General features: G+C 41.0%; 11 protein-coding genes. 3 read left to right on the forward strand and 8 right to left on the reverse strand.

Features of this window, described 5'->3' with window-relative positions; genetic code table 11:
* Window positions 1-45: 45 nt before the first annotated feature.
* Together DPX34_RS20190 and DPX34_RS20195 are read right to left on the reverse strand one after the other, a co-directional pair.
* Complete coding sequence (locus tag DPX34_RS20190; protein WP_111980238.1) at window positions 46-429, reverse strand: hypothetical protein; 384 nt, start codon at window positions 427-429, stop codon at window positions 46-48.
* Window positions 430-552: 123 nt separating this feature from the next.
* Window positions 553-978, reverse strand: coding sequence for a hypothetical protein (locus tag DPX34_RS20195; protein WP_111980239.1), 426 nt, complete (start codon window positions 976-978; stop codon window positions 553-555).
* A gap of 354 nt (window positions 979-1332) precedes the next feature.
* On the opposite strand from DPX34_RS20195, the gene DPX34_RS20200 reads away from it, so the two are divergent.
* Window positions 1333-1617, forward strand: coding sequence for a phage integrase N-terminal SAM-like domain-containing protein (locus tag DPX34_RS20200; protein ID WP_111980240.1), 285 nt, complete (start codon window positions 1333-1335; stop codon window positions 1615-1617).
* Window positions 1618-1626: 9 nt separating this feature from the next.
* On the opposite strand, the gene DPX34_RS20205 is transcribed toward DPX34_RS20200, so the two are convergent.
* Window positions 1627-3132, reverse strand: a complete 1506-nt coding sequence (locus tag DPX34_RS20205) for an AbgT family transporter (RefSeq protein WP_111980241.1) — start codon at window positions 3130-3132, stop codon at window positions 1627-1629.
* Window positions 3133-3753: 621 nt separating this feature from the next.
* Here DPX34_RS20205 and DPX34_RS20210 point away from each other — a divergent pair.
* Both DPX34_RS20210 and DPX34_RS20215 read left to right on the forward strand, forming a co-directional pair.
* The gene (locus DPX34_RS20210; protein WP_111980242.1) at window positions 3754-4359 is read left to right on the forward strand and encodes a sigma-70 family RNA polymerase sigma factor; all 606 of its coding nucleotides are present in this window, start codon (window positions 3754-3756) and stop codon (window positions 4357-4359) included.
* Window positions 4356-6173 (forward strand): LamG-like jellyroll fold domain-containing protein, encoded by a 1818-nt coding sequence (locus DPX34_RS20215; protein ID WP_111980243.1) that lies wholly within the window; start codon window positions 4356-4358, stop codon window positions 6171-6173. Before DPX34_RS20210 ends, DPX34_RS20215 begins: the two co-directional genes overlap by 4 nt.
* 73 nt (window positions 6174-6246) lie before the next feature.
* On the opposite strand, the gene DPX34_RS20220 is transcribed toward DPX34_RS20215, so the two are convergent.
* The 5 genes from DPX34_RS20220 to DPX34_RS20240 all read right to left on the reverse strand — a co-directional run bounded on the left by DPX34_RS20220 (window position 6247) and on the right by DPX34_RS20240 (window position 12821).
* On the reverse strand, window positions 6247-8274 hold the full coding sequence (locus DPX34_RS20220) for an alginate lyase family protein (protein WP_111980244.1): 2028 nt from the start codon (window positions 8272-8274) through the stop codon (window positions 6247-6249).
* Between the two features lie 277 nt (window positions 8275-8551).
* The gene (locus DPX34_RS20225) at window positions 8552-9913 is read right to left on the reverse strand and encodes a glycoside hydrolase family 88/105 protein (protein WP_111980245.1); all 1362 of its coding nucleotides are present in this window, start codon (window positions 9911-9913) and stop codon (window positions 8552-8554) included.
* Between the two features lie 248 nt (window positions 9914-10161).
* Complete coding sequence (locus DPX34_RS20230) at window positions 10162-11298, reverse strand: tetratricopeptide repeat protein (RefSeq protein ID WP_111980246.1); 1137 nt, start codon at window positions 11296-11298, stop codon at window positions 10162-10164.
* A gap of 94 nt (window positions 11299-11392) precedes the next feature.
* Complete coding sequence (locus tag DPX34_RS20235; RefSeq protein ID WP_111980247.1) at window positions 11393-12055, reverse strand: hypothetical protein; 663 nt, start codon at window positions 12053-12055, stop codon at window positions 11393-11395.
* A gap of 148 nt (window positions 12056-12203) precedes the next feature.
* Entirely contained in the window at window positions 12204-12821 is a 618-nt protein-coding gene (locus DPX34_RS20240; protein ID WP_111980248.1) for a helix-turn-helix domain-containing protein, read from the reverse strand.
* Window positions 12822-13195: the final 374 nt, after the last annotated feature.

The following is a 13195-nucleotide window of genomic DNA, read 5'->3' on the forward strand; positions in this document are numbered from 1 at the left end:
TTAAAATATGCGGTAGAAAGTAAAACTTAATGCTTGCTGTCCACCTCAGGGCGTGTTGTTAGCAGTAATTATTTTCAACTGGCTTTTTAGGTGCGTCTCATATAAATACTCTACTCTATCGATGGTCATCAAACTGCCACGACATGAGAGAATATTTTCAGCTTTAAAAAGTTTAGATAATTCACCTTTAGCATTAAAAAGATAACTTTGATCAAAAATATAATAAATTTCCGCTGCTGCATCAATGAACTCACTAGAGTATGTTGTAGCCCAACTACCAGGCCCATGATCGGATGGAATATATTGCCCTTGAAACTCTTTACATATATTTAACTGGGTATTTATTATTTCACGAAAATTATCTTCAAAAGATTGAGCATCTTTTTTAGTGCGTTCAAGAATAGCTTTAAATCTTTCGTGAGAATTCATGCACAATCCTTTGTATTACTGCTAACGCCACCAGAACGCGGCAGCTTTGTAGTTGATTTTTTATGGCAGTCTTTTTTCGCCATAAAAAAGCGACGGAAAAGTTGCTCGCCGTTACTGGTTTTGTTAGGCATTTCCATGGTTGTTAACACGAATAGGCCCCATGTGAATTCCGTATACGATTGAGAGGTTCCTTTTAGAATTGTGAAAAAATATCATATAGCCAGTGTTATTTGGCTCACCATACTCTTCTCTATTACCGTAGTACTCCAAAAACCAATTAAGCTTCTCCGCCTTTTTCTTATCACTGCCATTAAACTGTTCTGTGAGATAGTTTACGTAAGAAATCTTATCATTTGCAAAACCGACGTGAATACGTGTTACATCGTTTTCCACAACAAAGGCATATTCTATTTTGTTCTCATCCGAATCTTCGATTCTTTCGACCGATGACAACGTTGATAGCGTTCTGAAGACCTCATCAGGAGTTAAATCCAACTCTATTATTGGGAATTCAGGCTCGAACTTAACCTTTTTGAATAGCTTAAACATAGGGTTGCCTAACAGCTTAATACCAATAATTCTTATAAGCCATTCTTAAACAGCGTTTAAAAAATATCCGTATTGCTTAAAATTTATTTAATAATGTCAGTACGTTAGCATCAATTTAACTTTACATTCAACCTTAAATTAAGCCTATAAAAACAAGCCATTTACATAATAGGCCTTATTTGGCCTATTATGTAAAATTAAAAATTTATAAATATCAATAAAAACAATACGTTATTGAACAGTCGTTATTTAATCGAGCTAAATAATTATTTACATACCACGCCAAATTATTGCAATTATCGAAAAAACACTTATAACTGTATATACAGCCAGTTAAAATAATATAGGTGACTTATGGCGACATCTCCTTATTTAGAATCTATACGGACTGAACTACGCACTCGCCGATATAGTATTCAAACCGAAAAAGTTTACTTGTATTGGATCAAAACATTTATCATATTTAACGATAAGCGCCACCCTGATAACATGGGCAATGTAGACATTGAACGCTTTCTTAATCACCTTGCTGTTAACCGACAAGTTAGCGCTGCCACATGTAAATCGTGTAGGACAGGCATCATTAACCCTACCCAAACTCGTTTGATTTATCTAATCGAATCGGACTTACATCATTGACCATTATAACTAAAACCCGAAGGGTAAACCGGTCCACCACCAGATGGCAAACAGGAGTGTCCAAACGGTCGCGATTGATAGTGAGATAGGGAACATCCAAGCAATCAGGGTACCAAGGCCAGCCTTGGGCATGTAACGCTGTACAAACGCCAGCACTACGCCTAAATAAGGCATCAACGGTGTGATAATATTCGTGCTGCTGTCAGCAATACGATAGGCGGCTTGCGTTTTTGCAGGGTCAATATCGAGTAACATAAACATAGGCACAAAGGTAGGCGCTATTAACGCCCATTTTGCAGAAGCACTGCCGATGAACAGGTTAAGTAACATCACCATGATCATAAAACCAATGAGCAATACCAATAGATTAACATCCAATGATTTAAGTAGGTCAGCGCCTTGCACCGCCAATACTTGGCCTATACCGCTCCAAGCAAATAATGCAACAAACTGTGCAGCAAAAAACATTAACACTAAGTAACCACTTAGGCCGGCAAAACTCTCTTCCATTGCTTTAATCACATCGTCAAAAGATCTAAATCTGCCTTTTTTGAAGCCATAAACACACCCTAAAAAGGCTGCAACAAGCGCAATATAAACAACAATAGCTTTCATAAAAGTTGAATCGAGTATGCCGCCGGTGTCGGGGTTACGTAAAACGCCGTTGTCGGGCAACAAACCGAGTAAGGTTAAACCGATGACGCAAGCCAAGGCGAGTAACGTATGTAATCCTGCTTTATCCTGTTGTGAGTTAACGGAGTCATTGGCCTTGCTGGCCGTGTCGTCGGCAGGTGATTGGTACTCATGTTGGGTGATAACCGGTTCAACGAGTTTATCCACGATCACCGTGATCACTTTCGCTATAATGAGTGTTGAGGCAGCCATAAACCAATAATTAGCGCCGGCAGAGACTTCAATATTTGGCTGAATTAATTGTGCCGCGTTTTGAGTGATGCCAGACATAATGGCATCAAACGGCCCAATTAAAAAATTGGCACTAAAACCGGCAGATACGCCAGCAAAGCAGGCAACAATTCCCACAACAGGGTGACGTCCGGCAGAGTGGAAAAGCACACCCGCTAAAGGAATCAATACAACATAACCAGAATCTACGCCTATATTGGATAAGATACCCGTTAACACAACAATAAAGGTTAACGCGCTCTTCTTGGCTCTTAGTACTAACTTGGTCAGCACGGCGCTGATTAAGCCACTTTTTTCGGCAACCCCTAAGCCCAGTAAGGCGATCATGACTGATCCTACCGGCGCAAAACCGGTAAAGTTAGTTACCATTTTTGACCAAAACAAATTGAGCCCGTCGGCAGAGATTAAGTTAGTAACCGTTAGGGGGGCTTTGGTAATTGGATGTAACGCCTGCCATTCAAAATAATGGCCAATAAATGAAAAAAGCAGTACCGCAAACGTTAAATAGATAAAGATTAAAACGGGGTGTGGGAGTCGGTTGCCATAATTCTCTAACTTGACTAACGCATTGATCAAAAACTGTTGCTGCATGACAGATGTACCCTTATGCACTTGTTAATTAATTTACCGCTGCTTAAGATACGCGTCATTGATTATCAAATCAATTTTACACAAATCAATTCTACGGTATATGCGCACTCACTCACTTGTTGTTTAAGGTTATTCCGAACGGGGCAAGCTGCCAGTTATTATGAGCAAGAGCTATGATCAAGAGCTATGATCAACAACGACAGCGTTCTTGATTCGTCAATTAATCTCAGCTCAATTCATAATAAACACAACATTATTGTTGTTAGCGTTGATATGTTTGATTTAGAAGATGTAATTACCGTCGGTATTTAAACTTAAACCCGCTTTTGTCTATACATATTAATAAACCCACTTATTATTTTTAACAAAATGTAATCTTTTTGTGTCATTTATGGTCAAAATATTAGAAAATTTAAACATTCAATATAACGTCTATGCGTTGGTCATCGGCGTGTTAGTTAATCAATAAAGCGGTTGTATAGTCAAAGCGATCGGGTTTTAGGGGAAGCCGTCAAGCTTCGAGACGCCATGAGCATATGCTCNTACTATGTGATTGGGGCGAGTAAGCGCTGACAATGAACCATAAAACCTGAGCGAGAAGACTATAGCCATGGTGTCAATTTGTCTTCGAAAAACACATTAAAAGAGCCCTCTTCAGCTTTGTCTGCATCGGCACCTCAATTAGCCTCTAAATCAACAACATTGGCTAACTCGACTGTGTTTGTTGAATTATATGAAGCCGATAAAAACCGCTTATACGCTTATATTTATGCGTTTGTTTTAGACCATGCCGCCGCTGACGATATTTTTCAAGAAACCAGCATGACTTTATGGCGCGAGTTTGACCGCTTTGAGATTGGCACCCAGTTTACTAAGTGGGCTAACGGCATCGCTTTTAACCGTATTCGTAATTTTATCCGCACGGATAAAAAGTATTTGCTCGATTTAGATGACGCCTTATTAGAAGCATTTTATCAAAACAGAGCCGAGGCCGCCGAGCAAGCGAATGCCAAAACCGATAAATGGTGGCACCTGCAGCACTGTACCACTTTGCTTTCGCAGCCTTTAGCCACAATATATCGTGCCTTTTATATTGATAACTACAAGGCTAAAGAAATTGCCGAGCAAACCGGACGGTCGGTGCATGGTGTTCGTAAATCGGTACACAAATTACGTAAAAGCTTGTTTGATTGCATTGAAAGCAAATTTGAGCAGGTTAAAAAATGAAGCGCAGTGAACAGTATCAAGCGATCAGAGAACTAACCGATGCCGTTATAGATGGCGAAGCGAGTACCGAACAAGCAGGCAAGCTAAAACAACTGCTGGCGAATAACTCAGCGGCTCAAGATTTCTACTTTGATTATGTTGGCGTTCATACTCGTTTAAAAAAATCTGCTGAGCAAAATATCGAATTTGTTTATCGACGCATAACCGAAGAAGAATTCATTATGCGCCCTGCCGGCCAATCAAGTGACGCATCAAATCACTTCGCTAACGATATGCATCAACCTTGTCCACCACCTTTAGCGCATCATATTAACGCGGCCGATGAGCCCGATTTACCCCCCAGTGCTGAATCATTTAAAGCAAAAAAACGATTCAAATGGCTGAGTCGATTCGTTATGTTTTTAGGCTTGATTGGGCTATTCATTTTGTTATTGGTTTGGGCACGAAACAGTGGGGTTATTCACGAGCCAGAACCCAGCCATTTTTATGCCGTATTATTTAATGGTGAAGTCAATAAAGGTGAATTTGGCCAAGTAGAAGGTAACAAGCTATTAGCCGGTGAATACAACATTAAGCAAAAATCGTCGATTGGCTTTTTAACCGGCGAAACATTAAATTTAGCTGAGCATTCGATCATTAAATTGCTCAGCAATAACAGTGTAGAGCTAAAACAAGGCGCACTCTCTATTGTGCCCGTACCCAACAATAGTATCGCTATACGTACTCAGCATTTTACCTTGCATTCAAACGGTGATGCCCTCTTTGTGGATATTAGAAACAACAACCCGACGATAAAGAGTGGCAAACAAACCCTGTTTACACCTCACCGTTGGCGTCCTAATCATTATTGGTCTTTTGATGGCCAAGGTGATCGCGCTATCGATATGGCAGGCAAAGCCGATGGTATTGTTTATGCTGGTGCAACACGCACTAAAGGCCTAATAGGAGCAGGCGCGTTTATGTTTGATAACAGCGCCGATACACGTTTGAATTTAGGCAGCGGTGGAGGCTCGGCCTTAGGTACGGGATCATTTTCGGCCACCGATGGCGTCACAATCGAAGCGATGGTTAAAGCCAATTATTCTGGCAAACAAGGCGAAAGTGATCACATTTTTAGAAAAGGTCAATCTGATGGTCAATTTCGTATGTTGTTAAGCTTTCAACATGATCAAGGTAAAAATTATCTGCGCCCTAAAGGCGAATTTAAACAAAGTTTAAGCTTTGGTTTATTTATACTTGGCCAAGGTTATCACGAGTTAAAACTGCCACTTGATGGTTTAGAGGGGCGGCCCACTCTGGCTGAAATTAATAATGGCAAAGCTCATCATATTGTCGCTACTTATAATGCTCATTCAGGCTTAAAATCGCTCTATATAAATGGTGTGCAACATGCCTCCTATCAATATCCGCCAGGTTCTAAAATGCTAAGCGGCGGAGCCGGCCAAGCTAACATTGGCAACTCGCCTACTTATCCAAGGCAATCTCATATAAAACGCGGTTATCATACCGATTCGAGCGGTGAAATTTTATTAAATCCGCCTTCTAGAGGCATTATCGATGTACACAGCGCCGCTTTTAATGGGGTGATTGATGAAGTGGCTTTTTACGATTTTGCATTGCCGGCGTTTATGGTTCAGCATCATTATGTGCAAATACAGCAAGGCTTAAATTATTTTGGTTTGCCCCCCAATGCATCGCCATTACCAAACCAAGTTAAGTTACCTTTACCCGCCTTTGCGACAATACAATTAGAACCCAAAACGGGGCAACCCAATCGTATATACCCAAATCCCTTAAGTATAAGTAACCAATAACGGGTTACTTAAGCTTAACCTCAACTCGATTTAATCAATCTGTTGTTGAAGTTAAGCAAGTGAGGTTAATCGGTTATTGACGGTTTAATACAATGTCATACGGGGTTACCGTTAATACATCCGTATGGGAATCGGCAAAGGTCAAAGTTAACGTGTAGCTATAGGTTTTATCGTCAAACTGCACATCAACGCTGGGGAAGTCGTGCGCGTTTTTAAACGGAATTAAAATACTTAATAACTGCGGATTCACTTTATGCACGGTCGCACTTAAACGTTTTAAATATTTTTTGTAGGCATATTTTTTTCCGCGATTGATAAAGCCATCGTTTGAAACATCATCAATGTGAATTTTAACCTGCTCATGTTCACTAAACACCATTAAACGCGCAGAGGCGTTACCTCTATAACCTTTAATTATGGCTGAGTTTCCCGCTTCAGTTAACGTATTTTTGGGGTAAGTAATATAACGACTAACCACCTCTACCGCGCGATCGTGTTCTACTTGGCTATCATCGCGAAAAACTAAATACGGCACAGGGCCACGCACAAAATACGATTTGCGCTCGGCGTAGCCTACCCATGTTTTATCAAAGTCGTATGCGTGCTCGGCTTGGCCCACCACTAAGGCGCCGTGTGGGTCTTCTCGATAACGAGCAATATGGCCGTCGCCCCCTTTAATTTGCTCAACACCGTCTATTTTTAATGTGGTGTGTGCTTCGCTACGCTCGGGTTCATAATTGGGATCGGTTAAAAAGCCTTCGCCGTAAGCATAAAAGGTAACTGAATTTTCATCTTGTTGATCATGCCCACGATGAAAATCAATACCCGAGGTCATTGAAAAATGCGCGGCATCTTCACCTTGCCAACTACTGCGGGCAAACACGCGGCCACTTGAAAAGTGATGGCCTAATTTGTAGTTTTCAGTGTGCGGCGCAATAGGGGCAACGGGGTTATCGCCCCACATAAACAAAAAAGGGGTGGTATAGGTGGTTCTAGGATGCCCCGCTAACCAATCCATTTTATTTGAATCTTTAAGTGATTTTAACCAAGCCCATAACTGTTTGGGCTGATTATACATTAACGTGCCCACCAAACCGGCAACATCCGTGGGTACGGTTTCTACATTATCATTAAGGGCTAACATGCGACCTTCATACGGTAAAACTTTCCATAATACTTGGTCGGCCGCTAAAGCCAGTTTAGGGTGTTGAGCCATTAAATCGGGACCGTTTGAGCGCTTTAATGCCCAAGCAAACACCGAGCTGCCGCCTAATCCATAAGCATAATAATGATGGCCTTCGGTGCCATAACCTGTGTCATCGGTAAACGATCCTAAGTATCCATCGACTCGACCTACGGCTCGTTGCAACCAATGTGTAGTGTCGGGCATGTTTTCATTCCATAAAGCCAATGCCGCTAACCCTAACGCGCCATAATGAACCGAGCTGTGGTTACACGACAAAACGCCCGGAGCCGGTGCGCCCCAAGTTGATTTTTTATGCGTCAGTTCATGGGCAAATTTTTTAATTTCGTCGAGTGTGCGTTTGCGTTCTGCCTTATTAAGCAACGGATAAACCAAATCATACCCGAGCACCATACCTTGTGTTGCATCGGCCACCTGCAAATGTGAACGCCAATGGGCATGATTATATGGTTCTGTTTGGTCTACCACCGCTAACAAAATCGCTTTCGCTTTTTGTAAATATTTGGGTTCGTCAAACAAATACCCCGCAAAACCTAATGTACCTACATAATTTTGTAAACCACGACCCGCCGTGCCAATGCCATTATATTGATTGGCTAACTGCCATGGCGTGGTGCTTAACTGTAAATACAAATCAGCTTTGAGTTTGATTTGCTCACGCGTTTCGCGCAACCAAGGCAGAGATAAACTGCGTGCTTTTATCGCAGGGAGTTCAGCTTTGGTAAAAAAGAATGAAGGGTGTTCGCCTGACGTTTTTATGTGTTCAACCGGAATATCGGCATAAGGCACCCACGGAACTTGCGCCGCACTCACCTGTATTGAAGGCACAAAAAGTATTGAGAGAAACAAAAGGGTTGTTAATAACAAGAATCGTTTTTTTAAAATAAGTAAGAACATCGGTAAACTCTTTAGTAATAGGTTATTTATACCCAAGTCATTTCAAGATGTGAGTTCAGAGTCCCTGCGCGATTTTAATTCTAGGCGTATTAATACAGGAATGGCATTCCCTTTCAAGTTAATACAACAACGAAGTAAAAGCGCTCAGGGGCTCCGTCCCGGTGGGTTTTAAATTGATTTAAGCGGTGTTAAACAGGCTTAATTTAACCCGTTAAACTTGCATCTGTTTGCCGAGCCTAAATCAATTTATATTCCCACTGAATCCTGCATCTTGAAGTTACTTGGGTATATAATTAGCTTTTTGCATATCGTAAATTTCTGAACCGGCTAATAAAAAAGCCCCCACGCCATATACCTGCGAATCGTCATAACTAACGCCATCGGGCGAATCACCAATTTGCTGCACCCAACCTAATTTACCACTTGGATGAATAGCCGAGTTTAAAACCGCCCAACCTTTGGTTAACGTTGGCATGTACTCTTCGCTCGACAATAAACCATTATTAATGCCCCAAGCGATACCATAGGTAAAAAAACCGGTGCCACTGGTTTCAGGTTGAGGCATTTTTTCACCCGCCAACAACGACATAGCCCAAGAGCCATCTTTCTTTTGTAGGTTTTTTAACTTCGCCGCCATTTTTTTAAATAAGACTTCGTAAAATTCACGCTGCGGATCATCGGCTGCGATGTATTCCATCATGCGGGCTAAACCGGCAAATACCCAACCGCTACCCCGAGCCCAAAACAGTTGATTACCAAATGGGTCTTGTTCTTTTTTAAAGCGGCTATCGCGATATAGCAGGTCGTATTGGGGATCAAATAAATAATCGACGGTAGCGCGCACTTCTTTATGCGCGTATTCGGCATAACGTGGGTCGCCCGTTGCCTGACTTAACGCAAACCAAGTGGGTGGTGCCATAAATAAAGCATCGGCCCAACACCAACGCCGTTGGCAAGAATGCAAACCGTCTTCGTTCATATCATTATAAAATTCAAGTGAGGTATTAGGCGATTCGGCAATCAGGGCATCAAAAGCGGCTTTGGTAGGCGCTAAAATGTCCTGTTTATTTTCATGATTTTTTTCATGGTTTTGGTAGTACCAAACATAAGTTTGACCAATTAATTGGTCATCGCCAAAAAAGTAATGCGGGCCTAATTGCCAGTTAAGCTCTTCACCTTTAAAAGCGATCCATTTTTTATAAAAAGGATTAGCCGAGCGTTCTGCCACTTCAGTTAAGCTGATATAAAATACACCTTGCACCCAACGCCCGGCTTCTAACGATTCACCACGTTTAAAATTTAAATATTGCAACGAATCAATGCGTGGCGTTTGCCAGTTAGCTACTTTTTCTATCGTGGCTAAAACAGCTTGGCTAGAAGGAAGCTCGCTGGCACTCACCTGTTTTTTTTGCCCTGAATGAGCTTCACTTGAATTTAATTTGCTTGAATTTAACTGGTTAGAGGCCGCCGAAACCGCCGCTTGATTAACGGTTGAATCATCACGATTTTCGTGATCACCACACCCCAACAAACTCACACTAAACAGTGCGATAGCAGGCGTTAATGTATATTTTTTAAACGTAGAAAAATGATTTTTTTTGAATGCGGTTAGCATTTTATCAACACAAACAGTTTGCATAATTGCAGGCCTTAATAAACTAAGTAACAATATTTTTAAAGTTAACGGTATTTAAAAAATTAACGGTTTAATAAGAAAAGTTGTGCTTGCAGAAAAATTGCTACCCTGAGATTAAAAAATTTGTGAATTTTTTAGTGTGATAAAACATTCCGTCTATAGCTTTTAAGCAAACAGCCATAGACGATTTAAAAAGCGCGATAGTAGCAAACGTAACCAAAGCGCAGATGCAGATAGAGTATCAAATCAGATTATAAGCCCTGATTTTTGTGGTACAGGGTGTTGAATTTATCGATATCTTTATTTAAAACATCGTCTTCGCGTATTGCGCTTTTAGCTAAGCTATCTCGCAGCAACCTATACTGCGACCTATCACCTAACGAAAGGTAAAGCTTGGCTAACGTCCAAGTTGGCCAAGTTCGAACGTATTTACGGTTGTTTTTAGTGCTGTTAAGCAAGTCTGATAACACCTCAATCGCGGCTTGCGTATTTGTGTTACTCCATAAAGCGGTTTCAGCATATCGATATTTAACTTTGTTAAGATAATAAGTACTGTCTGCTGTTAACGGTAGCGCTAAGGCTTTATCAAAACATCGAAAAGCCTCATTATATAAACGGTTTTCTTGGTAGGTTAGTCCGGCTAAGTGAAGTGCTTCAACCGATGTAGAATGTGTTTGCATCAGTTTGTTAGCCGCCTTTAAAGCGTTATCTGTTTGCGCTAATCGCTTCATCAGGGCTAAACGCTTAATATCTGCATCTAATACTGAAACGTTAGCCAGTTTATCGATGTTTTCTTTTGCTGAATCGGTAGAGCCACCGATAATCCAAGGGGCAAACAGGTGAAAATCAATGAGTAAACGCAGAGCGTGTATGCTTTTAGGGTCGCTTTCAACTGCACGTTCAGCATACTTTTTTATGTTTTTTGCTAATATTGCACCTTTAAACGCACCTGCACTTCTAGCATGATCAGCATAAGCGCGAGCTAGCCAATAATACTCGTCAGCCGTATTCGGTTTAAAATCAAGCGCGTTGCGCAAGTGTAAAATTGCGTTTTCAGCATCACCTTGGTCGTAGGCAATTCGACCAAGGTAATATAAAGCGACATTTTCAGACGGGCGCTGGTTTAGTATTGCTTGAAAGTGTTGTTTTGCTATAACAAGCTGGTTGTTTTCATAGTTTAAGATGGCGAGTGATATTGTCTCAGATGTTCGTTCAGACGTTACTTTAGGTGTTAATTCAGCTAGGGGGTTATCATCTGCACTCACGTTTTGGCTTAGGCCTAAACTAAAACTCAACACAATGCAGCTCCATACTAATATGCTCATTGTGTGTTTTAACTGAGCCATCGCAATGTTAGTTGTTTTTATAGGGTTAACATAAAACATCATTATTTCCTTATTGGTTCTTATATTGAACGGTTAATTACTTTTTTGGGTGTAAATTTTGCGACTTAAATAAAAATATGAATAAGCGTTTACGCACTCAGCTCCTTGTTTTTTTGATGTTTAAACGAACAAGCCAATAACCCATATAAAATAAAGAAAGCAGTGAGGGTATAAAAAAAAGGATAAACGCGTTTTCGGTTAATACCGCTGGAAACAACTTCATTTGCCCCAGAAAAAAAGCCCCACTCGCCATGAATAACACCAAGCTCATTCGCCAACTATGCCTAATGAGACGGTATTGTTTGCCTACGCTGCGTTTAAACCGTAAATAGAGGTCGTCGGCAACCGCAATAAAGTGAATGAACGCGACTACAAAATATTGCGCAGGCGGGTATTCAAGGGCGAGTTTACTTGCGTTAAGGCCTAAATAAACATTAGCCAGTGCAATGCTCATTACACCGGCAAACAACATGTAATCGAGGGTAGTTAGTGATCGCTGGCCAACCTTTAATGATCTGAAGGCGGTGGCAATAAAATAGATGATCGTGAGTCCACTTAGGGCATCACTAATATTACTGCCTTTTACCCCTAGTCCGAACAACCCGATGATCGAGCCCCCGCAGAACAGCATGGCCACACTAAATAGTCGGCCACTGCTTTTATGCAGGCTTGAGCCTTTGGTTGAGATTAATGCCATAAAACCGGCCAATATGCCTATTCCGCCAGTTAAAATATGAATATTGAGTAAAAAATGTGCCATTTTGCATCCTCTCGCGATCGCAAATCATTGCCCATAATAAAAATTAGGCAGCATTGTCGTGCACCCTATTGCTTTACAGAGCGGTTTTATAGTGCGTGAATTGTTGGGTTTATATTGAAGCTAGGTTATAAACCGCGTGATTAAGTCGCTATTGCAACAGCGGGATCACGGGCTTATACCAGAAGTTTTGCTGTTTATGGCTGCGTGTCGTATTCCAGACCGCTATAACAATGACATATAAATATAAGATGGCCATCGTGACCACAAAGCAGTGAAAGATAGGCTGAGTAACACCACCCTTGATTAAAATGGCTAAAAGGCCAACACCATAGGTAGCAAAAACAAGTAAATTCCATAATATTTGAAAATTGACAATGCGAACCCCTAACGCATTGATTTGCTGAATACGATTGCGCTGCGCAAGCCAGATAATCAACGGCGCAAGAATACCGAGCAGCGGAAATAATAAACAAGCCAACTGAGATAGATTAATCAGGACGAGCATATTGGGTGCGTCGTCTGTTTCTACATCAATAAGATCTTCAGCCGTGATAGTTAATACTTGCGCGAGCTTTTTAAGTGTTGCACCTCGAGGAATACTTTCCCCTTTTTCTATTCTTTGAATAGTACGTAAACTTAATCCGCTCATATCAGCGAGCGCTTCTTGAGAAAGCCCTTGTTTAGCTCGTTGCTCAACAATTCGTTTGCCTAGTTGAGAGGGCTTATCAGTGTTTTTCAAGGTGCTTGTTGATTCTTTATCATTCATGTTTTCAACGTTCTCTGTCACGTGTTTTTAATTCATATTGATGAGGTGAATCTTAGACAAACTTTCGTGGCATAGTAACGTCATCACTACGTCTTTTCTACGTCAATAGTGCGCCAAGTGTACAAAAACCTTATAAATTAGCGCTTTACGCGAGAGAACGATGTTTTTATTTTTGATTTTTTCTATTTTATTTTTCTTTTTTGTAAACAATCTGAACGCTAGGGCGTGTTTAATAAAAAGAGTCACAAACCAAAGTGACTTCAGGATACTGCGGGCATTTTAATTGATTTAGGTACATTTAGGCTGATGCTCAGGCTAAGCATAATATTTTTCGCTTAGCTCAAACTGGATGTCTGCGACTCACTTTAAATAAG

This window comes from Algibacillus agarilyticus (genome assembly GCF_003286125.1).
Lineage (GTDB): Bacteria > Pseudomonadota > Gammaproteobacteria > Enterobacterales > Alteromonadaceae > Algibacillus > Algibacillus agarilyticus.